Source organism: Sphingobacterium sp. B29 (assembly GCF_001952815.1).
GTDB lineage: Bacteria > Bacteroidota > Bacteroidia > Sphingobacteriales > Sphingobacteriaceae > Sphingobacterium > Sphingobacterium siyangense.
In genome coordinates this window covers 5,675,254-5,699,693 of sequence record NZ_CP019158.1, presented here as the reverse complement: position 1 = coordinate 5,699,693, position 24,440 = coordinate 5,675,254, and the positions used below count along the sequence as shown (strand labels likewise).

General features: G+C 37.8%; 21 protein-coding genes and 1 pseudogene. 11 read left to right on the top strand and 11 right to left on the bottom strand.

Annotation, left to right across the window (positions count from 1 at the left end):
- Positions 1-118: 118 nt before the first annotated feature.
- Positions 119-2,035 (top strand): peptide-N-glycosidase F-related protein, encoded by a 1,917-nt coding sequence (locus BV902_RS24495; protein ID WP_075994156.1) that lies wholly within the window; start codon positions 119-121, stop codon positions 2,033-2,035.
- Between the two features lie 93 nt (positions 2,036-2,128).
- Here BV902_RS24495 and BV902_RS24490 read toward each other — a convergent pair whose 3' ends face one another.
- The 3 genes from BV902_RS24490 to BV902_RS24480 all read right to left on the bottom strand — a co-directional run bounded on the left by BV902_RS24490 (position 2,129) and on the right by BV902_RS24480 (position 5,139).
- On the bottom strand, positions 2,129-3,808 hold the full coding sequence (locus tag BV902_RS24490) for a hypothetical protein (protein ID WP_075994155.1): 1,680 nt from the start codon (positions 3,806-3,808) through the stop codon (positions 2,129-2,131).
- 1 nt (position 3,809) lies between these two features.
- Entirely contained in the window at positions 3,810-4,586 is a 777-nt protein-coding gene (locus BV902_RS24485; protein WP_075994154.1) for an ABC transporter ATP-binding protein, read from the bottom strand.
- Positions 4,587-4,743: 157 nt separating this feature from the next.
- Positions 4,744-5,139 (bottom strand): hypothetical protein, encoded by a 396-nt coding sequence (locus BV902_RS24480; protein WP_237241825.1) that lies wholly within the window; start codon positions 5,137-5,139, stop codon positions 4,744-4,746.
- Positions 5,140-5,324: 185 nt separating this feature from the next.
- On the opposite strand from BV902_RS24480, the gene BV902_RS24475 reads away from it, so the two are divergent.
- Entirely contained in the window at positions 5,325-5,585 is a 261-nt protein-coding gene (locus tag BV902_RS24475) for a hypothetical protein (protein WP_075994153.1), read from the top strand.
- Here the strand turns inward: BV902_RS24475 and BV902_RS24470 are convergent.
- From BV902_RS24470 to rplM, 6 genes are all read right to left on the bottom strand, one after another.
- Complete coding sequence (locus BV902_RS24470; protein ID WP_083663758.1) at positions 5,582-6,403, bottom strand: helix-turn-helix domain-containing protein; 822 nt, start codon at positions 6,401-6,403, stop codon at positions 5,582-5,584. The two genes, BV902_RS24475 and BV902_RS24470, sit on opposite strands and share 4 nt — an antisense overlap.
- Before the next feature lie 147 nt (positions 6,404-6,550).
- Positions 6,551-7,414: an SDR family oxidoreductase gene (locus BV902_RS24465; protein WP_083663848.1), complete on the bottom strand. Its 864-nt coding sequence runs from the start codon at positions 7,412-7,414 to the stop codon at positions 6,551-6,553.
- Between the two features lie 186 nt (positions 7,415-7,600).
- Complete coding sequence (tsf, locus tag BV902_RS24460; protein WP_075994150.1) at positions 7,601-8,437, bottom strand: translation elongation factor Ts; 837 nt, start codon at positions 8,435-8,437, stop codon at positions 7,601-7,603.
- Between the two features lie 195 nt (positions 8,438-8,632).
- A complete protein-coding gene (rpsB, locus tag BV902_RS24455; RefSeq protein WP_075994149.1) occupies positions 8,633-9,430 on the bottom strand; it encodes a 30S ribosomal protein S2 in 798 nt (265 codons plus the stop codon).
- An 18-nt stretch (positions 9,431-9,448) separates the two neighbouring features.
- A complete protein-coding gene (gene rpsI, locus BV902_RS24450; RefSeq protein ID WP_070563091.1) occupies positions 9,449-9,835 on the bottom strand; it encodes a 30S ribosomal protein S9 in 387 nt (128 codons plus the stop codon).
- Positions 9,836-9,846: 11 nt separating this feature from the next.
- Positions 9,847-10,290 carry a 50S ribosomal protein L13 gene (gene rplM, locus BV902_RS24445; protein WP_046671993.1) on the bottom strand — a complete coding sequence of 148 codons (444 nt, stop codon included), beginning with the start codon at positions 10,288-10,290 and terminating at the stop codon, positions 9,847-9,849.
- A gap of 235 nt (positions 10,291-10,525) precedes the next feature.
- Between rplM and BV902_RS24440 the strand changes: the two genes are divergently transcribed.
- The 5 genes from BV902_RS24440 (at position 10,526) to BV902_RS24420 (ending at position 16,396) form a co-directional block, all read left to right on the top strand.
- The gene (locus tag BV902_RS24440; RefSeq protein ID WP_075994148.1) at positions 10,526-12,247 is read left to right on the top strand and encodes a tetratricopeptide repeat protein; all 1,722 of its coding nucleotides are present in this window, start codon (positions 10,526-10,528) and stop codon (positions 12,245-12,247) included.
- On the top strand, positions 12,237-13,040 hold the full coding sequence (locus tag BV902_RS24435) for a DUF4292 domain-containing protein (RefSeq protein ID WP_075994147.1): 804 nt from the start codon (positions 12,237-12,239) through the stop codon (positions 13,038-13,040). Before BV902_RS24440 ends, BV902_RS24435 begins: the two co-directional genes overlap by 11 nt.
- Positions 13,041-13,148: 108 nt before the next feature.
- Complete coding sequence (locus BV902_RS24430) at positions 13,149-14,453, top strand: murein hydrolase activator EnvC family protein (protein WP_075994146.1); 1,305 nt, start codon at positions 13,149-13,151, stop codon at positions 14,451-14,453.
- A gap of 93 nt (positions 14,454-14,546) precedes the next feature.
- Positions 14,547-14,726: a twin-arginine translocase TatA/TatE family subunit gene (tatA, locus tag BV902_RS24425; protein ID WP_075994145.1), complete on the top strand. Its 180-nt coding sequence runs from the start codon at positions 14,547-14,549 to the stop codon at positions 14,724-14,726.
- 203 nt (positions 14,727-14,929) lie between these two features.
- On the top strand, positions 14,930-16,396 hold the full coding sequence (locus BV902_RS24420; protein ID WP_075994144.1) for a LysM peptidoglycan-binding domain-containing protein: 1,467 nt from the start codon (positions 14,930-14,932) through the stop codon (positions 16,394-16,396).
- Positions 16,397-16,405: 9 nt separating this feature from the next.
- On the opposite strand, the gene BV902_RS24415 is transcribed toward BV902_RS24420, so the two are convergent.
- Complete coding sequence (locus tag BV902_RS24415; protein WP_075994143.1) at positions 16,406-16,918, bottom strand: phosphoribosyltransferase family protein; 513 nt, start codon at positions 16,916-16,918, stop codon at positions 16,406-16,408.
- A gap of 105 nt (positions 16,919-17,023) precedes the next feature.
- A complete protein-coding gene (locus BV902_RS24410) occupies positions 17,024-17,605 on the bottom strand; it encodes a C40 family peptidase (RefSeq protein ID WP_046671999.1) in 582 nt (193 codons plus the stop codon).
- Between the two features lie 528 nt (positions 17,606-18,133).
- Here BV902_RS24410 and thrA point away from each other — a divergent pair.
- The 4 genes and pseudogenes from thrA (at position 18,134) to BV902_RS24390 (ending at position 24,421) form a co-directional block, all read left to right on the top strand.
- Positions 18,134-20,582: pseudogene (gene thrA / locus BV902_RS24405) on the top strand (bifunctional aspartate kinase/homoserine dehydrogenase I).
- 87 nt (positions 20,583-20,669) lie between these two features.
- Complete coding sequence (locus tag BV902_RS24400; RefSeq protein WP_075994975.1) at positions 20,670-21,608, top strand: homoserine kinase; 939 nt, start codon at positions 20,670-20,672, stop codon at positions 21,606-21,608.
- A gap of 155 nt (positions 21,609-21,763) precedes the next feature.
- A complete protein-coding gene (thrC, locus tag BV902_RS24395; RefSeq protein ID WP_075994974.1) occupies positions 21,764-23,071 on the top strand; it encodes a threonine synthase in 1,308 nt (435 codons plus the stop codon).
- Positions 23,072-23,233: 162 nt separating this feature from the next.
- The gene (locus BV902_RS24390) at positions 23,234-24,421 is read left to right on the top strand and encodes a class I SAM-dependent rRNA methyltransferase (protein WP_075994142.1); all 1,188 of its coding nucleotides are present in this window, start codon (positions 23,234-23,236) and stop codon (positions 24,419-24,421) included.
- Positions 24,422-24,440 lie beyond the last annotated feature (19 nt).

The window sequence follows — 24,440 nt, the reverse complement described above, 5'->3', positions numbered from 1 at the left end:
GTTAAGATTGATGCTTTTTTTATGATTGTATGTATTTCCTTTTTATCGCATTACCTTTTTTTCGCCGCCCACAAGAGTACATCTATCTTTGTATTGTTTTATGGATAATATTTAAATAATGAATATAAGACCTATACTAACCCTATTCTACTTTTTTATCTGCTATCATGTTTTTGCACAAGAAGGCACAATAAGCCATGTCGTTACACATCAACGGAAAACCATTCTATGTGATGCACAGAAAGGGGAGAATTCCTATCCAGCTTGGGGGGTATTTCCGAAAGAAAACTATCCTGTAAGAAAGGTTACTATGTTTGTTACCCTTGGGAGCCCAGATAGTTTGCGCACAGCGCATTGGGATTATTTGGATCACATCGTATTGCGTCGTAAAGGAGGAAAAAATGGAGCTGTGCTAAATTATGAATTAGGAAGAATGCTTACGCCATATGGTAGTATCTACAATAAAGGATGGAGTTGGAAATGGCAGGTCGATGTAACTGATTTTGCTCCTTTCTTAAGGGATAGCGTGGAAATTGTCTATACTCATTCTGGTTTTGAGGACAAGACTGTAGGGTGGGCACTTACTGTAGATTTTGAAATTTTATCAGGTCCACCAGTCGTTACCCCATTGGGAATAACAGTGCTGTGGAATAAAGCATATAAATATGGGGATGTCAACGAAAAGATAGCAGAAAATCTACGACCAATAACATATACCTCGAGTCCGGGATCTGCATTGAGCCGAATACGTATTCAGCATACAGGGCATGGTATGGATAAACCGCGTGGCTGTAGTGAATTCTGTAGCCGATGGCGCGAACTCACCTTTGATGGAAAGACTGTAGACAGACGTGATATGTGGAAGAAATGTGGAGGTAATCCACTTTATCCACAAGGCGGTACCTGGGTACATGACCGCGCATATTGGTGTCCTGGAGATTTACAGCAGCCTGATTTTATTGATGTATTTACCAAAGTTGGCACTCATCAAGTTGCCTTACAGATGGAACCCTATACAGCGACAGACAATGTACAGGCTGTCGAAAATATATCGGCTTACTTGTTTCAATATTCAGTCCCTAAACAAAAGGTAGATGTTGCAGTCGAGTCAATAATGGTTCCAAGTGATGAACAGCGTTTCTCTAGATTAAATCCGGCGAGTGCTGGCCCAAGGATCTCTTTCAGAAATTTAGGTGCTGACCCGATTCGATCCCTAGAAATTGTTTATGGCACGAAAGGATTTCCTGTCAAAACTTTCCATTGGAAAGGTAATCTTTCTTTTAATCAAGTTGCAGAAGTTATACTACCCGGAGAAATACAGGAAAAAGATCGGGAGAATGTATTCACGGTGTCACTTCTTAAGCCTAATGGAAAGCCGGATGCATGGCCCACAGACAATAAGGCGGAAAGCGTCTTTACAGCTCTGCAGAAATTTCCCACTGATTTTATTTTGGAGTTTACGACCAATAATAAACCAGCGGATAATCGTATATTTCTAATTAATGCAAGGCAGGATACGGTCTTTTGCAAGACAGGCTCTCAACTGGCTGCGGCAACGATGTATAGAGATACTTTACATCTTAATGAGGGAAATCACTCACTCTCTTTGGTTGATACTGCAGGTAACGGACTGCAGTTTTGGGCACAACCTGAAAATGGTGATGGTCATTTACGGATTTTCGATCTGAAAGGAAACCTTATTCATGCTTTTGAAAGCGATTGTGGAAATGGCGAAATGTTTAGTTTCAATGCCAAACGTGGATTTGAGATGAACACAATTTCAACGCAATATGCCTTCTCACTTTATCCAAGGTCGGTTGTGGATAAGACGCAACTGAGCGTATTGTCCAATAAACAGAGTGAGATGACAGTGCTTTTTATGGTTGATGGCGTTTTGTGGCAAAAACATGAATACAAATCCATTCAACAAGCTATCCTGAGTTATGATCTGAGCCACCTACCTCCAGGAAGAATAATCGTTGAAGTTCTGATGGATGGTATGAGCCGATTTAAAGGACGGATAAATAAAAGATAATAGGATAAAAGAAAAGCACGAAGATATTTTGCGCTTAGATTTTGACGAATTAGATAAAAAAGCTCCTTTAATGGAGCTTTTTTATCTGTTTAATCAATTGTCGTCGTAAGCTAAGCCTTTCCAGTCCTCTCTCTGTAGGTACTTCAGCATAAAAAAGAATACGACCCATGCAAGTCCGGCTAAGATCCAAATTAGAGTTTCATAGTGGAAAATTGTTTTATGTAAGTATCCTAAAATACCCAATAGACCTAATATCAGTAGATTAGTTATTGCTTTTGAATTGGATTGACTAGCCTTAGAAAACGGATAGTTTTTGACGATAAAAAGCATAATCAGAATACTTTCGATACCGCCGATAGCGGAAGATAATAGCAGATCATTAATAGAACTGAGACCAAATAGCGGTACACAGATAGAAAGAAACAGTATGTTGAACGGTAAAACATATTTAATAAGACATGCTTTGAGAACTCCAGTCATCAGTTGTCCCGGTTTTTTTATCGGAGTCACATGGTAGACCCAGGCCGCTTTATATTTATTACTTTGCGTAATAAGCTGGAAAACGGTTAATATGGTCAATAACGAAAGATAAAACATAATGATATACAAGCCTGAATCCCGAAGTTTCGCGATTTTGCCAGCTATTGGGAGATCATCTCCTGTACGTAGAAATAAAAAGACAAAATAAATAGGTAGATAAGCCAACGAAGGGTATAGCTGTTGCTTAAATTCTCTCGTTTTAGAACTTATCAGCCATACAATGCCAAATCCAGCCTCTTCAACAGGGGATGAGCAAACGCTCGAAGATATCCTTTTATATAGCGGTAATTTGGAGGGAATATCTCGGGTTAATTGTGAAGTTTCACTAGGGAGGTTATCTGCACTTGCTAGTGCAGCTATTTTTGCATTAAATCCACGTGAAAACAGCTTAGTACAAGCGTAGATACCAGCAAAGGGAGTTAGTATTCCCAGTGTTGATAAGATGACCAAATGTACATTATGGTTACCAAAGAGTAATGGTTGGAATGATGCAATCCAGGTACTTGGGAATATCCAAAGAAATCTGAGTTGTTCCATCGTTAAATGAGATTCCACAATAGATTGGATCAAATTTGGGCCAACATAATAGGATAGAAAAAGAACCAGTGAGAGACCGATCTGTATATAAGTAATTACATCTTTAAACTTTTGGATGGGGAGATATTTGATGCTAATCAGATAAAATCCATTAACAAATATCAGCGCGATTAATGTGCTTAGTATAAGCTGCAGGCATAAAAGAAAGACGGAGACGATATCCCAATTGAATAATACATAAATCAGCACAGGTAAGGTCAACGCAATTACTTGATTAAAAAGCTTGATTGCAATAAAAGTTATTCGGGAAATAGCTAAAGTCTTGTCATTAACTGGTCTAGGCATAATGATATACTGATCCCGGGTATCTAATAATATGGGTAAAAAATCGGATACCAACGTAATGCTTAACATGCTAATGAAACTGAGTAGCATAATCGAAACAGCTAAGTACCTATCTGGAATCGAAAAAATAATTACCATGAATATTAGGCCAAAGATGAGATACAATAAGAATTGTAAAATCGATGACGAAGAAGATGATTTCCCTGAGCTACGTTTCCTAAAGCTAATCGGCTTTCTGTTCTCTAAGATTACTTTGGTTTCTAAGATGATCTTAAACTGTTCATAATTGATGCCCAAGCCTTTCCAAACCCCACGAAAAAGAAGGATAAATTTTAAGATAAATTTTTCCATGTTATTGAATTGCTGTAATGATATTGGAAGCGTCTAATGCACTGTTGCCTGTATTGGTTAATTTAGCAAATATATGCTCCAATGATTCGTTAGGATCTGTTTTTAGTTCCTCAATCGTACCATCCGCAATGATGCTGCCCTGATTTATCAGTAAAATCCGATCAGACACTTTTTCAACAACGTCCATCATATGTGAACAATAGAAAATTGTTTTCCCTTCCTTTGCAAGTAATGAGATAAGTTCTTTGACAAAGATAACAGCATTGGCATCGAGTCCAGATAATGGTTCATCCAGTACGATGATTTGTGGGTTATGAATAATTCCTGAAATTAAAAGTACTTTTTGACGCATTCCTTTGGAGAAGGTATCCATCCTATTATTTACATTAGATTCAAGGCCAAAAGCAGCTAGCAGTTTTAAGGAACGTTCTTGAATGACATTGTCTTCCATTCCATAAAGTTTACCTACAAAATCCAAGTATTCCATGGGAGTCAGGACGTCATATAATTCTGCGTTTTCGGGAACATATCCCAATAGTGCTTTTACTGCAAGTGGATCTTCTTGAATATTGATGCCATTAACTTCTACAGTGCCTGTGAAATCTTCGATTAGTCCTGTTAATATTTTAACGGTAGTGGATTTGCCGGCACCATTTGGGCCAATATACCCGATAACTTGACCTGGGAATATGTCAAGGTTGATTCCTTTCAATATTTCTTTTACTCCGTATGATTTTTTTAGGTCAACAATACGGATGAGAGGTAATATACTTTCCATATGATTATAATCTTCAAAGTAAACTTACATAAAAAATTGGAGTTATAGTTTCCAATTGAAAAGTATATATTTAATACTCTTGAGAAGAATGTCTCTATTTTAATCAATAGAAAAGGGACCTTTTGGTCCCTTCAAAACTATGTTATTTTCGGAAAAACTACCTGTCGTTTTTGGGATATCCCTCTTCATCAAGATCATCTCTCAGATCTTCTTCGTTCTCGGCTAATTTCTTGTCCAAAGGGGATAGCCGTTCATGTTTAAAAGTCTCAATTCGCATGTTAGCTTCATCTAGATCTTCTTCTTCGAGCTCATCTTGTGTTGCATATTCATCTCCGACAAATGGATTAGAATCATCGTATGTTGAATCATCATCAATTGAGCCCTCAGCTACTGTATCATAGTCGGCGGGGTGGTCATAATCTGGGTCATTGTCATCGACATCCATTTCATAACTGTCAAGCTCTTCATTGAAAGCAAGGTCCTGATCCATATCGGAATAGTCTTCTTCGACTTTCCCATTTTTATGCTCTTTTTTTGACATAATCTTACTCATGTTATTGCATTGGTAAAACAGTTCTCAAAAAAAAAAAGTTTTGAATTTATTCGGCAAAACGATTATTCCAAAAGTATTAAGAGATTATGGGTTCAGAATATCCTTCTGAAAGATAAAAACACAAAAAATGGTTAAAGCATTAAAACAATGTAATTATATGTTTGTTCTATCTTAAAATAGGAATTATGATCTTCAAGCGTTTAAATTATCAGACTTTACAGAGTTTACGCCTACAAGGCTACAATATTTTATTGACCATTGGTCGAGCTGAAGACGAGAACCCAATTTATTTCCCGATGAAATTGGATTCTTTTAATTCCAGTACCTCAAATTTTGAAAGTGATGATGCAGCTACCTTTCAAGGAAAAAAGATTCTTATTTTGGATGAGGCCATTCAACGCTCCTTAAATCATGATCTTAATGGTATAATCCAGCTTGACAATTAAGCACTATTTTTAGCTCTTTTATAAGAGCTCGGTGTAATGTTTCTTTTCTTCTTATAGAAATTGGTCAGATGACTTTCATCATTAAATCCTAATTCTTCTACAATTTGTTTCATAGTGTATCTGTTGGATGCTAATCTCTCTTCAACTAGTTTAATACGAATATCATCTATATATACTTTGTAGCTTTTTGAATATCTTTTTTTAAAAAATGCCCCAAAGTAATTTGCTGAAATTTGGAACTGATCTGCGATTGATCTGATTTGTAATTTATCTGGGAAATAAATATTTTGCTGTATGTATTGCTCGATCTCTTGAGACATTTCATATGACTCGTTAATAGGTAGCTCCAGATCCTTCAAAATATTTTCGACTAAAGCGAAGAGGGACATTGTCTGGTGGAATATAAAAATTGATTCTGCTGTATCTTCACTCTCATATTGTTGAATCAGAGATATTACCCGCTCGATTAGTTTTTTATTTTCCTTTTTAAGCGATAGGCTCTTATTTAATAAAGTCTTCGAGTTGAAGATATCAACCGGATTGTGAGAAAGTCTGAAATTTTGTTGTATAAGGTGCAGGTCTTTAAAATAGGAATTTGAGAAATAGAGTACAAATGCCATTGTATCCTTTTTTGTCTCAAGTGTTTCGAAATCTTTATTCAAAAAAAGTAAATTCTCTTTTGAAAATTTTAAGTTATTTCCTTTCGATACGAGTGTGCCTTCAGATATATAAACTAACGCAAAATCAAAACCTGTTTTGTTTAGTTCTAATTTGTGTTTGTGTTTGATTTTTTGAGATTCGAAAGATAAATTCATCATATGTACAGACCCTATTGGAAAATAATCGCTACAAACCTAAGAAAAATGGATTAAAGACTTTACTTTTTCCTCTCTTAAATCTACATGGATTACATACAGTTATGTATTCACAATAAAATATAAATCATTCGTTGTTTTAAACGGTTATCAAGTGCTTTTTGCATTTCTAGTCATCTTTTCAATAGTATCCCATTGATCTTCAGGAATAATATCTAATCCATTGAACTCTCCAGCCCCCTTAAGCCATTCGCCGCCATCTATCGTGATAACATCTCCGTTGATATAACTCGCATAATCGGATACCAGATAGGCCGCGAGGTTAGCTAATTCCTCCAGTTTACCCAAGCGGCCCAAGGGGATACGTTTGGCAGGTGAGAGGAGTTCTCCTAATTCGCCTGGGAGTAACCGTTCCATGGCGCCCGAAGTTTGGAATGGACCAGGAGCTATAGCGTTGAGCCTTATTCCTTTTTTCCCCCATTCTACAGCTAGAGATCTGGTTAGCGCAAGAACTCCGGCTTTAGCAGTTGCAGAAGGAACAACATATCCCGACCCGGTCCAAGCATAGGTTGTAACGATACTGAGTATAGCTTTATTCTGTTCATTTGCCTCAATCCATCGTTTGCCTAGCGCTAGGTTATAGTTTATACTCCCTTGGAGCACGATACCAATAACAGATTCGAAAGCCCGGTGGCTTAAACGTTCGGTAGGCGAGATAAAATTTCCAGCAGCATTGTTTATGAGAATATCTATCCCCCCAAAATGTTCATACCCATAGGAAACGACGCGTTCGACATCTTCATAATTTCGCACGTCTCCAGCTACTGCAAGACATTTTGCCTGATGTTTTTCCGATAATTCGTTTGCTGTATGTTGTATAACATCAGCTTTTCGGCTTGTGATCAGGCAAGAGGCGCCAAGCTCGAGAAAGTAATCTGTCATGGCTTTCCCTAGACCTGTACCACCACCCGTAATCAAAATTCGTTTTCCTTTTAACGCGTTTTCCTTTAACATGCCCATATACTGTCCAGTTTTTATGTATCCTTAAGTTACACAAATTTGGGATAAAATAAAAGCCACGGTGGAGCGGATAAAAATAGTTCAGGAATAAATGGAGGTAGAGATATAAACAAAAGCAGGAGCTATTCATCGAATAGCTCCTGCTTTAAAATTTCCATTCTGAATGGAATGGAAGTATGCTTATGCGCCTAATTGTACGCGTTTGAAAGCAGTTACAGTCAGTCCTTTAGAAACAGAATCTAAGAATTGAGCGATGTTTTTAGAAGAATCTTTTACGAATTCTTGATTTAACAAAGTTGTATCTTTGAAGAATTTGTTCAATTTACCTTGAGCAATTTTCTCAGCCATTTCAGCTGGTTTTCCTTCAGCGATGATTTGTTCTTTAGCAATGGCAATTTCACGCTCGATTGTGTTTTGATCAACACCATCTTTGTCAATTGCAATTGGGTTCATTGCAGCAATTTGCATTGCTACATCTTTACCAGCTTCTTCAGCGCCAGCTGCATCAGCAGAAAGACCTACTAATACACCTAGACGGTAGTTCCCGTGGATATAAGCAATAACTTTTTCAGCAGTGATAGTTTCGTATTTAGAAACGTCAATTTTCTCACCAATTACACCAGTTTGCTCGATTAAAGAATCAGCGATGTTTTTGCCATCAAGTTCCAAACCTTTTAATTCTTCCAAAGAAGCAGGTTTATTGTTTAATGCAAGATCTGCAATTTTTTCAGCGAAAGCTACGAAGTCTGCGTTTTTAGCTACGAAGTCAGTTTCACAGTTAACTTCAACTACGATACCTGATTTACCATCAGCAGTCGCTTTAGCGATGATAACACCTTCGTTAGAGTCGCGATCTTGACGGCTAGCAGCTACTTTAGCGCCTTTTTTACGCAAGTAATCTACAGCAGCTTCAAAGTCACCATTAGACTCAACTAAAGCTTTTTTACAATCCATCATACCAGCGCCAGTTTGTTGACGCAATTTGTTTACATCTGATGCAGAAATTTGTACTGACATGTTTATTTCTTTTTATTATTATTTACGACTGAAATTTGTACAATATTAACTTAAAACATGTTAAGCTAATATGAAGTTTAACATTCCTTGATAAACGAGTGTTGTTAAACCAAAAAACCGGACAGAGAGGCTAGTTCAAGAAAAGTAAACTTTTCCAGAAACTAACGCTACGCCATCCGGTTTGGAATAAAAATATTATTCTCCGTCTTTCGCTTTGCGAGGACGTTTAGCTTCTGAAGCTTCACCATTATCAGCTTTTGCTTTAGCAGCAGCAGCATCTTTTTCAGCTTCTTCTTCTTTGTCGCGTTTGCGCTCGTCCAAACCTTCTTGGATTGCTTGACCAATGATACCTGCGATTAAGCTAATAGATTTGCTAGCGTCATCATTTGCTGGGATTGGGAAATCAATATTTGAAGGATCAGAGTTCGTATCTACCATTGCAAAAGTAGGGATGTTCAATTTCATTGCTTCAGAAACAGCGATGTGTTCTTTTTTCACATCGATGATGAATAAAGCAGCTGGCAAACGGTTCAAATCAGCGATACCTCCTAAAAGGTTTTCTAATTTGATACGCTCACGTTGAATCATCAACTTCTCTTTTTTAGACAATACATCGTATGTACCATCTTTTTGCATTTTGTCAATGTTAGACATTTTTTTGATAGACTTACGAACTGTAGCGAAGTTTGTAAGCATACCACCTAACCAACGCTCAGTTACAAAAGGCATATTAACCTCTTTTGCTTGTTGTGCGATGATTTCTTTTGCTTGTTTTTTCGTTGCGACGAATAAAACTTTGCGACCTGATTTTACGATTTGTTTGATAGCTGAAGCAGCTTCTTCTAATTTCGTAAGAGTTTTGTTCAAGTCAATGATGTGGATACCGTTACGTTCCATGAAAATGTACTTAGCCATTTTCGGATCCCATTTACGTGTAAGGTGACCAAAGTGCACACCTGCATCCAATAAATCTTGATAAGTAGTTCTTGCCATTTTTTGATCCTCCTTTGATTAACGTTTACTGAATTGGAATCTTCTACGAGCTTTACGACGTCCTGGTTTCTTACGTTCAACCATACGGTCATCACGTGTTACTAAACCTTTAGCGCGTAATGCAGGTTTAACTTCTGGGTTAAGTTCAACCAAAGCTTTTGCGATCGCTAAGCGAACAGCTTCTGCTTGACCTTTAACACCACCTCCGTTAACGTTTACTTTTACATCAAAGTTTGCTAATTCACCAGCTACGTTCAATGATTGTGTAGCGATGTACTGCAAAGGTAATGTTGGGAAATACTCTTTGTAGTCTTTACCGTTTATGATAATGTTTCCGCTACCAGCAGTTAAGTAAATGCGGGCAACAGCAGTTTTTCTTCTTCCTGAAGTGTTAGTTGTTGACATGTCGATCCTCCTTAAAATTTAACTGGTTTTGGATTTTGTGCTTCATGCTTGTGCTCAGTACCAGCATAAACGTAAAGGTTTTTAAATAATTGACGACCTAAACGGTTTTTAGGAAGCATACCACGAACAGCTTTTTCAATGATGCGTTCAGGGAATTTAGCCATTAACTCTTTTGGAGAAACAAAGCGTTGACCACCTGGATATCCAGTGTAGCGAACGTAAACTTTGTCGCCTAATTTGTTTCCTGTCAATTTGATTTTGTCCGCATTGATAACGATCACGTTATCTCCGCAGTCTACGTGAGGGGTGAATGTAGGCTTGTGCTTACCACGAATTACTTTCGCGATGTTGCTCGCCAAGCGCCCCAAAATCTCTCCTTCAGCGTCAACAACGATCCACTCTTTGTTAACGGTGTTCTTGTTGGCAGAGACAGTTTTGTAACTTAACGTATTCACTTGCTTTTGTTTAAATAATTTATTAAAATATTTTTCCTTCCCTTATCTCAAGGGTCTGCAAAGGTACATCTATTATTCTATATTTTAAAATCTATTTTGCTTATTTTGTTGAAAACGAGTTGAATTTCAAACGAGCCACACTAATCTCAATATTTTTACAACTTCCTCGAATGAATATTGTTACATTAGTTAGTATATTGCAGGAAGAATTTTTAAATTATTATAGCGGAAGTAGATGAGATTGAATTTTTTAGATAAACGATTTTTTTTAAGTTTTATTGGTTTATTCCTAGTAGCACTGGGCTCATTAAAGGCACAATCTTCGGATAAAAAGCCTAAACCTTACGATGCACGATTCAAAAACGTACAGGAAATATTGAAGCAAGGCAAAATTGGTCCGGGCATGGATTCTTTGGACGCCATACTCGCGGATTACCCGCAAGCTGATGATATCTATTTTACAAAGGCAATCCTTCTTGCACAGATGAGAAATCAAGGTGGAGCAATCGACGCTATAAAAGAAGCGTTGAATATTCAGCCTAAGCCTGAATATCTAAGTTTTGCTGTAGATGCGTTTAAAAGTAAAAACGACGCGGATAGTGCGTTAATCTATCTCGATAAGTTGATAGATCAAGATGACAATAATACAGCCTCACTAAAACGGGAGCGTATCATGCTCCTTTTCAATGGCGGATACAAGGATGTGGCTCTGGAGTATTTCTATAAAACCAAAGAGATCGAAGTCGCTTCTGATACCTTGGACATGGTTGGTAGTGTCTTGTTAAATGATGCTGGTAATTATAAAGCGGTCATTGATCTTTTGAAACCCTGGGCAGACAAAGGAACTTCGCTGGCTCAAGTATATGGTCAATTAGCGCAAGCTTATAATCTTTCCAAAAACTCGAAGCTTGCATTGGACTATATTAATAAAGGAATTCAGACAACAAAAGAGGATTTTCTTTATTTCGATTTGGCTGATCTCTATCGATTTGATAAAAAGGTGAAATTATCTTTCGATGCACTTAAACAAGGATTTCAATCTAAGAAAGTTGACTTTGCAGATAAGAATCGGATTATAATGACCTTGTTAAATCCGAAAGGCCCCTATTCAAAAGACCAACTTTTGGAACTGGTCAATATCTTGGTTGAAGTTCATCCACGTATTGCCGAAAGCCATATGGCAAAGGGACAAGTGTTATGGTTGAGAGATGATAAGTCAGCTGCTCAAAGTTCGCTAGCAGTTGCAGTTAGTATGAACCCCTATCAAATTGATGCTTGGCGGATGCTGATGAGTTTGGATATGGACAAAGGCGAATTTGATCAAGCCATTGCACATGGTGGGGAGGCGCTACACTATGTGGCCAATAATGCAACCATACTCTATTTTACAAGCATGGCCTATTTGATGAAAAAAGACATGGAAAATAGCCGGAAGTTTATAGAAGCCGCACTTAATAATGCACAGGATGAATCGCCTTTTCTACAGGCAAATATTTATGGCGGATTAGGTGATATTTATAATTCACTTAAGATGTATAAAGCCTCTGATGCGGCTTATATCGAAGCTATTCGATTGGATAGTACAAATGTGACGGCCATGAACAATTTAGCATACTATTTGTCGTTAAGAAAAGAACGACTTGATGATGCTACAAAGTATGCAGCAATGGCGACGAAATTGCAGCCCAATAATGGAACTTTTGAAGATACCTATGCTTGGGTACTTTTCGCAAATGGAAAATATGATGATGCGCTGGTGTGGATTCAAAAAGCGTTAAAAAACACAAATCCGCAAACGTCAGTATTGCTGGAACATTACGGCGACATTCTTATTAAGTTAGGGAAAACAACAGATGCCGTTAAGCAATGGAACCTGGCTTTAGAAAAGGGAGCGGATACAGAGGAGAGTAAGCTGAAATTGAAAAAGAAGATTGAGACTAAAAGCTATGTGGAATAAAATTGTTTGGGTTAGTGTTGTTGTCCTGCTGCTTTCTTCTTGTAGTTCTAAGAAGAAGCTACTAAAAGGTGCTGATCTGAAAACTGAAAATGAGTTGACCATAAAAGATAATACAAGGGAAGCAAAGAAAAATAGCTTACGTAATCTTTTTTTGACTAATTTGAATTATTCTACTTTTTCTGGAAAAGCGAAAATGCGTCTCGATCTTGGAAAGGATAATTATGATGTCACTTCCACTATTAGAATAGAGAAAGATAAAAGGATCTGGATTTCTATTTCTGCCACACTGGGTATAGAGGTTGCCCGGGTATTGATAACTCCAGACAGTGTACAAATCTTAAATAAATTTCAGAGCGAATATATGGTTAAGCCATTTGACTATCTATATCGTTTTGCCAGCCCGGATTTAACTTTCGGGAACCTACAAGATTTGTTGCTTGCAAATCTTTCGGTGAATCTATTGTCCGATATTGATCAGGTTAATTTTAAGCAGGATTCGATGTCTGTCCAGTTAGATGGCAAACTGAATGAACTAGATTTTTTATATAAATTAAATAATAATAATAGGCCTTATCAATTTAGATTAGCACAACTTTCAAAGAAACAGTTGTTGGAAGCCAATTACGGCGAATATGCCATGGCTTCTGGGCAGGAATTTCCGATGCTTTTAAAAATGATCATTTCTGATGGTCGTCAAGAGGTCAAAACAGAGATAAATTTTAACAAAGTGACTTTTAATGAACCGGTCGAAATGCCTTTTTCAGTATCGTCACGTTATAAAGTAATCCGATGAGAAGCTGTCTATTTCCTTTAGATTTATTACTTTCGCAATTAGTTTGCTAAAGTATGACGTGAATTGATAGGATAGAAAGATGGCAAACACAAAAAAATAGTACTGTAAATGAACTTTAAAAAGACAATACTTGGTATAGCTGCTTTCCTATTCATGATTGGAATTTCATCGGCGCAGACTAGGGCTGAACTTGAAAAACAGCGTGAGAAACTCAACCGCGAAATTGCTGAATTACAAAATACGGTCAAAGAGATTGCAAAGGAAAAATCACTGACCCAACAACAAGTGACAGCATTGAGTAAGCAGATTAATTTGCGCGAGCAGAAGATAAATACCATTACTTCGGAAGTAGCTGTAATTAACAAACATATCAATGCCAATACTGCTGCCGTAAATAAGTTGAAGGCTGAATTGGAGAAGATGAAACGTGACTATGAAAAGATGGTGATGTTTGCGTTCAGAAACCGAAATGCCTATAATAAATTGATGTTTATTTTTGCATCAAAGGATTTTAATCAGGGGTTCCGACGGGTTAAGTACTTACAACAGTTTAATGATTCTAGAAAGCTGAAAGCTGCTGATATCGAAAATACCAAGAAACAGATTGAACAAAAAATCGCTCAATTGCAGGCGGACCGAAACAAACAGGTTGCCTTGATGAAAGAGCAGGAAAATGAGAAAAGAACAATATCTCAACAGCGATCTGTTTATTCTGGGCAATTGAGTGAGTTGATTGTTACAGAACGCGGTGTGAAGAAAGATATTACCCAAAAGCAAAAAGAGGAGCGTCGTATTAATGCGGCCATTAAGGAGATTATTAGAAGAGAAATTGAGGCTGAACGTCGACGGGCTGAGGCGGCACGTCGTGCGGCAGAAGCGGCTGCTGAGCGTAACCGCAAAGCGAATGAGTCTACTTCAACTACAAAAGGTAAGAACAATACAAAAACGAATACTTCGAAAATGTCGGAATCAGAGGTGCTTCGTAGTACACCAGAGGCAGTTAAGCTTTCAAATGACTTCAGATCTAATCGCGGTAGTTTGCCTTGGCCTGTTTCTAATGCGAAGATTATGCAAGATTTTGGAGGGGAAAGTGTCGGAAGAAATGTCAATGTGGAACATATATCCGTGAAGATACAAACTTCTAGTGGTGCGGCTGTGAAAGCTGTTTTCGCAGGAGAGGTGAGTAGTATTTTAACAATGTATGGTCAACGTATCATAATGATTAAACATGGTGAGTATTATACTGTTTACAATAATATGGGAAGTGTAAATGTTTCTAAGGGGCAAAAAGTAAGTACGGGCCAAACTATAGGAACGGCTGATGTGGACTCCGATACAGGTGTGCCAATGGTTGACTTCTCTGTTTATCAAGGGTCAACACCGCTGAATCCGATGTCATGGTTGGCGAGATAAGAAATAATTACTATATTTAATAATTATCATTACATTTGTAAAGAGAGAGAAAAGTTTTAGTTTAAAAGAATTGAAAAACAAGAAATTATAGTTATGTCAACATCATTATTAATCATGGGAATCGGGGGGCAAGAGTTAATTGTCATTGTAGTAATATTGTTACTATTATTTGGTGGCAAGAAGATTCCTGAATTGATGCGCGGATTGGGTAAAGGGGTTAAAGAATTTAAAGAAGGCCAAAAGGATGAGTCTTCACCTGAAAAAAAAATCTGAAATAGAAGATAACAAATAAGGGAGGTTTTGATCCCATATAGCATGGATACGATTTTGTGAGGAACAAAATCGTATTTTGTTTTATACTCGACCTACAGCTAAATAGGGCGAAAACCATTTTTATACTAAAATCCATTTCTAAACGTTTAGATTATTGTTGATTTTTCAGCAGATGAATCAAACTCGGATTTAACAGTAAATTTATGATCGGAAAACAGACGTTAATTTCAATACTAGGAGGGGTATGCTATGTACTACCACTCATGGCCCAAGAAAGCGCTGTAGAAGGCATGAAAGAAGCCGCCCATACCTTCTTTCAAAAAAGTATCGAAAAAGAAAAACAAGAGATTTACCAATACCTTGACAGTATAAAATCTTCCGGAAATAACGGGAAGCATGATGCTGAAATTACAGATGAAGATATACAGCTCGTGCGGAAACTGAAAGCAATAGAACGTGAGGTTCCATTGGACTACTCACCGCGAGTGAAAGATCTGGTTGCTAAATATACGTCGGATAATTATAACCCTTATATGTGTAGGATGATGGGACTAGGGCAATACTATTTCCCATTGTTTGATAAAATCATGGATGAAGTTGGAGTGCCACGGGAACTCAAATATCTAAGTGTAGTCGAATCATCATTAAATCCACGCGATATCTCCAGTGCTGGAGCAACAGGCTTATGGCAATTGATGTATTATGAAGCCAAAACTTATCATCTTACAGTGGACACTTATACCGACCAACGTATGGATCCGATTGCTTCTAGTTATGCTATCGCAAAAATCTTAAAAGAAGCTTACGATGAATATGGCGATTGGCTATTAGCGATAGCGTCCTATAATGGCGGTAAAGGGGCTGTTAGCCGTGCGATCCAACGTTCGGGAAAAGAGAAAGCTACTTTTTGGGATATCGCACCATATCTAACGCAACAGACCCAAAACTATATCCCTAAGTTCATCGCAATGACCTATGCGATGAAATATGCGGATGAAAATGATATCAGTGCTGCGGATACTGAACTTTCACTAAGAACTCAAGCATTAGATATCAATAAACGGATTTCACTGAACCAAATAGCGGATGCTTTACATGTCTCAAAAGAGACATTACGTGCATTGAATCCTAGTTTTAAAAGAAATGTGTTAAATGGCACTGAAGAGTCTCCATTGCGGTTAGTTTTACCTGTCTTGGATAAAAAGATTGCCTCAGAAGAATTGTATGCAGCTCTCAACACGCCAATATCTTCTACAACTCTTAGTCAGACGGAAAATCTGAGTGAGCCTCTACAAAATGGCAAATATAAAGTGAAAGTTGGTGAGACATTCGCTTCCATTGCTGACAAGTTTGAAGTAACAGTACAGGATATAAAATCGTGGAATAACCTGCGCGGAAATCAAATTGTCCCTGGACAAAACTTGCTGATAAAAAAGGAGGATGATTTCGTTAACGCGAAATTAGCGCGTAACACAGAAAGGTCTTCAAAGAAGAGTCAACAGCGTGCCGCTAGTACTACACGTACAGCTTACTATGTCGTGAAGAAAGGCGATACCCTATCTGAGATCGCAGATAAAAATGGTACATCAGTCGGTCGACTTAAAAGTGAAAATGATTTAAATGGAAGCCGGATAAAACCGGGGATGAAATTGAAAGTCTCAAAGAAATAACAGCATGGTTTAAATTAACCATGCTGCATCTTCTTCTTTATCAAATTCTTCAAGAGTAACGGTAACATGTTCTCTTAATATCGTTGAAAGCTTCGTGCCATAGTAGTCGCTAAATATAGGGAACTTATGGTGGCTTCTATCAATTAATACAGCCGTTCTCATTTTCTTCAGTGGAACATTCAAAAATACACCCAGTCCATAAGCTAAGGCTCTACCACTATTCAACACGTCATCAACCAAGATGATGGTCTTATCTTTTGCAATATCAACAGGTATGTCTGTGCTTGCACTCAGCGATCTACTCGTTTTCTTCATGGTAACTTTAATCAGCAGAATTTCCTTCGTTGAAATCTCCTGTAAAATTGTTTGAAGGCGTTGCGCAAATACATAACCCCGGTCGGCAATTCCTACTAATACAAGTGTTTCATCTTCAAAATTGTCTTCCAAAATTTGATAGGCAATCCGAATAGATTTTTGTTTTATTTGTTCTTTATTTAAGATGAGCGTTTTCTTTGAAGACATAATAGTATTCCATTGATTATAGGGTAAAAATAGGATATTATATTGTATAAAAAAAGTCCAAAACGAGTTAAACGCTTTGGACTTTCCTAGATCGAACCGATCTTATTAATTCAATTTATTATCTTTTTCTGCTTTTAATATTTCTGCAGTAAGCGATCTATTATCTTCTGGTAAGCGGCCGCCATTGTAATAATAACGTCTCCAGTATGGTTCATCTAAATTGCTGATCATAACTCCTTTACTAGATGAGGCATGTGCAAATTTATTGTCGCCAATATAAACACCGACATGGGTGATACTTTTACTTCTAATTTTGAAGAATACCAAATCACCTGCTTTTAGCTCATTTTTTTCGACAGTTTTGACTTGAGAATATTGATTTCTGCTATTATATCCTAACGAAGTATTAAATACTTTGTCGTATAATTCATAAGAAAATTTAGAACAATCAATGCCTCGTTTTGAATCTCCTCCTAGACGGTATGGAGTACCCAACCATTCGTAAACAAATTGATAAAGTTTGGTATTTGTTGTTGCTGAGACTGCAACTCCCATAATTTGTGAAAAGTATTCTTTCGCTAGGTTATCAGGATCTGATTCTGGTTTGGAGTTTCTGTTGGTTTGTGCCTGCGACACTAGACATAAGCCGATAAATAGCATTGACGCTATAAATTTCTTTGTTTTCATTAAATCGCTTTTTTGTACAACATTTAACTTTTAAAAATTCAACACTGTCATCTATTTTGGACAGCACTGTTGCGAATATAATACAATATCAGTTTAAGGTCAAATTTATTTTACGGTATTTAACGAAATTTTAACAATTTTAACATCTTAATCGGGCTTTATTGAAAATTAATGGTTCTGTCAATCGTCGGCTACATAAAGTAGATTGTTTGCTACACTTAAAAAAAAATGTCTATCTGATAGAATGCCACTCTATTTGGGCTCTCATTGTGAATCTTAAAAAAAATATTAATTTTCTTTGGTAAAGTGATAATATTTGTTCTATATTTACAAAACATAAGCAATAGCAATGAACACAAATACAATTATTACATCGATTATTATTACCACCGGGATAAAACTCAGGAGGAAGTAGTTTCGTTGTATATAATTGTAGACACAATATTTAGAAGCGCTTTCCTCGACAAAGGAAAGCGCTTCTTTTTTTAGCACAAAAATCATCAATCTAAACAAACAGTATAAAACAGTATGAAAGTTTTAAAATTTGGAGGCACATCGGTTGGTACGGTAGAAAGTCTAAAGGCGGTCTTAAGTATTGTAAAAAAAATCTTATGATGCAAAGGAAAAGCCATTGGTTGTATTATCAGCTATGTCTGGTGTAACAAACTTGCTTACCCAGTTGGCTGAGGACGCTGCAGAAGGAAAGTCCTTTTCGGATGGTCTAAAGTCCCTAGAAGATAAGCATTTTACGGTTGTTAAAGAGCTTCTGGCTGTGAAATATCAAAATCCTGTATTTACAAAGCTAAAGTTGTTTTTTAATGAGATAGAAGATCTTCTCCAAGGAATTTTTGCGCTAAAGGAGCTGAGCAATCAAAGTAAAGATTTGATCCTTAGTTACGGTGAGCGTTGCTCAAATTATATGGTATCTAAGGTGATGGAACAATATATTCCTGAATCTCTATTTGTAGATGCATCCCATTATGTGAAAACAGATTCAAATTTCGGTAATGCTCATTTAAATGAAATGCTAACTGAGCAATTGGTGAAGTCCTTGTACATAACGCATCGTGATAAGCTGCTGTTTGTTACAGGTTTTATCGGAAGTAATGAAAATGGGCGTATTACCACCTTGGGAAGAGGTGGATCAGATTATACTGCAGCGATCTTCGGGTCAATACTGGACGCAACTGCCATTGAAATTTGGACAGATGTGAATGGGATGTTAACCGCCGACCCTCGTATTGTGAAGAAAGCTTTTTCCTTGCCAGTATTATCATACACAGAGGCAATGGAATTATCTTACTTCGGTGCTAAGGTGATTTATCCTCCCACGATGATTCCGGCTTTCTTAAAGAAAATACCGATTGTTATTCGAAATACTTTTGAACCTGATTTCTCAGGGACGGTGATTCAGTTTGATAGTGGAAAAACCGCTCTGCCAATCAAGGGAATTTCTTCGATATCGGATATTTCTGTTATCAATCTGAGTGGATCAGGGATGATCGGTAAGTCGGGTTTTAGCGGGCGACTTTTTACGCTATTGGCTAGAGAGCAGATTAATGTTGTGCTAATCACCCAGTCTTCTTCCGAACATAGCATCACATTTGCTGTCAATCCTTCAGATGCCAAACGCGCTATACAATTGATCGAAGTGGAGTTTGAGCTTGAAATCCAGGCGAATAAACTGGTCGTTCCTGCGATTGAAGAAAACCTGTCTGTATTAGCCATCGTTGGTGAAAATATGAAAAAAACTCCCGGTATGTCCGGTCGGTTATTTGCAGCGCTAGGACGGAACGGTATTAACGTCCGGGCTATTGCGCAGGGCTCATCTGAATACAATATATCTGTAATTATTGGTAAGGAAGATTTAGCAAAGGCACTTAATGCGGTACATGACGCGTTTTTCGCAGAGCTGAAGAAAACTTTGCATGTATTTAATATCGGTACCGGTAACATTGGTGCAACTTTATTTAAACAATTGGAAAATCAGCATGAATTCCTTTTGGATAAAAATGATATTGAAATTAAGGTTGTTGGAATCTCCAATAGCCGTAAAATGCTTTTTAATACCGAAGGTGTTGATTTAAATAATTGGTCCGATGAACTTGCTAAAAATGGAACTGAATCAGACCTGGCATTGTTTATTGATCGAATGAAGGCACTGAATTTACCGAACTGTGTATTTATCGATAATACTGCAAGCAAATTACCAGCGACCTACTACGAAGATATCTTTAAATCCAATATTTCGATTGTCACTTGCAATAAAATTGCGAATTCAGGTAAATACGAGCAATATAAAACACTCCGTGATACTGCTCATCGACACGGTGTAGATTTCTTTTATGAAACAAATGTAGGTGCTGGATTGCCTATCGTTAGGGTGCTTAAAGACTTGATGTTGAGTGGTGACCGTATCGTGAAGATAGAGGCTATTCTTTCAGGGACAATCTCGTATATTTTTAACAATTTTAAAGCAGATGCTTCTTTTTATGATGTCGTCAAACAGGCTCAGGAGCTTGGATATACCGAGCCAGATCCAAGAGATGATTTAGGCGGTATAGATTTTATGCGTAAAATGCTCATCTTGGCTAGAGATGCCGGGTATGCTGTTGAGGCCGAAGACGTAGACCTCGGCGCAATATTACCTCCAGCATGTTTGAAAGCAGATACTGTAGATTCTTTTTATACAGAATTGCAGCAAGAAAATGAATATTTCGAAGCAATGAAGAAGAAAGCAGCCAATGAAAATAAAGTAATCCGTTATATTGGGAAATTGGAAAATGGAAAAGTATCCATTGCGATTCAGTTTGTTGATGAAAACCATCCTTTTTATGCTTTATCAGGCAGCGATAACATTATATCGTTTACAACAGAGCGCTATAAAGAACGTCCCCTCGTAGTAAAAGGTCCTGGTGCGGGGGCTGAGGTGACAGCTGCCGGTGTATTTGCAGATTTGGTAAATGTTGGAGCATAAAAACTATTCAAGGAAAATAAAAATTACGTGATGGCCAATAATTTAAATGTGGAATATCTCAAGGATAAGGTGATAAATTTAGACAGCATGCTGTCGGAAGTTCGTGTTTTTGCGCCTGCAACTGTCGCAAATATGATCTGTGGTTTTGATATATTGGGTTTTGCTGTCGAGGAACCCGGTGATGAGGTGGTTATGCGGCGCACGCAACAACCTGGAGTAACGATTCGGGAAATAACTGGCGACGATGGAAGACTACCGCTCGATCCCGGTAAGAATACCGTATCCGCCTGTGTTCAATATCTATTACAAGCCTTGAATATCTCTTCAAAGGTAGGCGTCGAAATTGAATTGCATAAACATATGCCAATTGGATCGGGACTTGGCTCCAGTGCAGCAAGTACCGTGGCTGGGCTTTTTGCCATCAATACCATGCTTGGAAACCCTTTGACAAAAGAAGAATTACTGCCATTTTGTGTTGAAGGTGAGCGTTTGGCTTGCGGTACAGGCCATGCCGATAATGTTGCCCCGGCGCTTTATGGAGGCATAACATTAATTCGGGGAAATGAACCTTTGGATGTTATTTCCATTCCTTCACCAAAAGAACTCGTAGCAGCGGTCGTTTTTCCACAGGTCGATGTTCCCACACGTGACGCAAGACAACTTATAAAAGATAAAGTGCTGTTAAAAGACGCCGTCACACAATGGGGAAATATCGCGGGATTGGTTGCCGCGTTGTTCAAGGAAGATTATGATCTCATTGCGCGAAGCATGAAAGATATTCTTATTGAACCAACCCGTGCAATTTTAATTCCTCAGTTTTATGAAATGAAAGAAATTGCCTTGAAAAATGGTGCCTTGAGTTTTGGTATTTCTGGCTCAGGACCTTCCGTCGTTGCAATAACACGGGATGAAAAAATAGCAAAGGAGATTGCCGACAAAATACAAACTCATCTCAAAGAAAATGAAATTGATAGTTTTGGCTATGTTTCCCGTGTCAATGTGGAAGGACCCAGGATATTAGATTAAAAATTATTTAAGGACAGAAACGAGGTTTATAAAATCTTAGGTTAATTGATCATTGCCTCAGAAAAGATAATAAAATGAAATATCCACATTCTAAAGTCAACACGAATGAAAATAACAGGATGTTTTATCGGCCTTTACAAAAAGATTATTTACATATGAAATTTTATAGTACAAATAATAAAACATTAGAAGTCTCCTTCAAAGATGCGGTCTTCAATTCTCTCCCTGCAGACAAAGGATTGTATATGCCTGAAGAGATACCACAATTGGATCCGCTGTTTATTAAGAATATTCAACAGTATTCCTTGCAGGAGATTGCTTTTGAAGTAGCTTCTACACTATTGGGAAATGATATTCCCAAAGACGATTTAAAACAGATTGTGAACGATGCCATCAATTTTGATGCTCCTGTAAAATTCTTGACCGACAGCACCGCTGTGCTCGAACTATTTCATGGGCCATCTTATGCCTTTAAGGATTTTGGGGCTCGCTTTATGAGTAGGGTCATGGGCTATTTTTCAAAGACTGACGATAAATTACTGGACGTACTTGTTGCGACATCAGGCGATACCGGTGGAGCTGTTGCCTTGGGCTTTTTGGGAGTAGAAGGAACACGTGTGACGATACTATATCCTAAAGGTAAAGTCTCGGAGGTTCAGGAATTACAATTGACCACTAATGGACAAAATATTCGTGCTATTGAGGTAGAAGGAACCTTTGACGATTGTCAGGCATTGGTAAAACAAGCCTTTAGTGATGCCGAACTTAATGCTATATTGCGTTTGACTTCCGCTAATTCAATCAATATAGCACGATTGATCCCACAGACATTTTATTATTTTTATGCGTATGCACAATTGAAGTCACAAGGAGTCAATGAGGTCGTATTTACAGTGCCGAGTGGTAATTTTGGTAATATAGGGGCTGGTTTATTGGCCTATAAAATGGGACTTCCAGTAAAGCATTTTGTAGCAGCAACAAACGTCAATGATACCGTTCCCAGATTCCTTTCTTCAGGTAAATATGAGCCACTGCCTTCTGTTCAAACCCTAAGCAATGCCATGGATGTTGGAAATCCAAGCAACTGGGTACGTATACAGGATCTCTTTGGCGGAAATGTGGCTGAATTAAAAAATATGCTTTCTTCTTATACATTTACAGATGAAGAAACAAAAGAAGGAATGCAGAAATTACTTGAAGAATCGGATTATATCGCCTGTCCGCATACAGCAATTGCCTGGCTTGGCGCTCGTGCTTATGCAAATGAGCATCCCGGTCCGTATGCTTCAGTTTTCTTATCGACAGCACATCCCTGCAAATTCCCTGATGCAATAGCAGCAGATGTATTCGAAAAAATAGTTTTGCCTGTCGGCGCAGAAACATTGCAAGGAAAAGAGAAATTAGCAGAATCTTTGAAAGTTGATTTTGAAGCCTTCAAAAAATATTTAATCAACCATAACTAAACGTTGAGGGCTCCTTAGGAGCCCTTTTATTTTTATTCAGAAATAGTTGAGTTTTTTGGATTAAAAGGATTTTTGGGAAATATATAATGTATTGAGGATGTTAGATTGTTTTATCCGGAAAGTTTCATCAGGATGTCGAATTAATAAGTTAATTTTGCAACAATGAAATCAGTTTATTTGAATAAGGGTAAGGATAAAGCTGCCTGGCAATTGCATCCTTGGGTATTTTCTGGAGCAATTAAATCATTGTCCGATAAAATTGAAGATGGCGAAGTTGTTGGCGTTTACAATGCTGAACGTGAATTTATTGCCTATGGTCTATTTCACAATAGCTCGCGTGTAGCCATTCGTTTATTGGAGTGGAACCCTCAAGCACAGATTGATGCAGATTGGTGGCGTGCCCGAGTTCAGAAGGCTGTTGCAGCAAGACAGCATCTGTTGCAAGAAGGCGTTACCAATACAGTTCGTTTAATCTTTGCTGAAGCAGATTTTCTTCCTGGACTTATTGCAGATAAATACGCAGATTTTATATCCATTCAGATTCATTCAGTTGGGGTGGAAAAAGTCAAATCCATTATTATAGATGAATTGAATGCTTTGCTGCAACCCAAAGGAATTTATGAGCGCAGTGATCTGAAATCCCGCGAACATGAAGGATTACCCGATACCAATGGACTTTTGTTTGGAGAACTTCCATCTGAATTTGTCGACGTTATCGAAAATGGCATTCATTATAAGGTTAACATTATTGATGGGCAAAAATCGGGATTTTATTGCGACCAACGTGAAAATCGCCAGCTAACGGCCAACTACGTTTTGAATAAACGAGTCCTAGATTGTTTCTGCTATTCCGGTGGTTTTACGTTAAATAGTTTGAAAAGTGGCGCTGCAGAAGTCATATCTGTAGATAGTTCTGCACTGGCTATTGAAACCCTGGAAAAGAATATTGTTGAAAATGGTTTTGAACCTAGTCGACATAAAGCAATATTGTCTGATGTAAACAAGCAATTGCGTAAATTCATTGATGAAGGGGAAAAATTTGATCTGATTGTCCTGGATCCACCGAAATATGCACCCTCTCGATCTGCATTGGAAAGAGCATCAAGGGCGTATAAAGACCTGAATCGCCGCGGATTGATGTTGTTAAATAGCGGTGGTTTATTAGCGACATTTTCTTGTTCAGGTGCGATGGATATGGATACGTTCAAACAAGTGCTCGCTTGGGCTGCACTGGATGCCGGTAAGGAAATTCAGTTTATCAGACAATTTCATCAACCTGAAGACCATCCTGTCCGGGCCTCGTTCCCCGAAGGTGAATATCTGAAAGGATTGTTGGTACGCGTATTGTAATTATTATATGAAGGTAGTT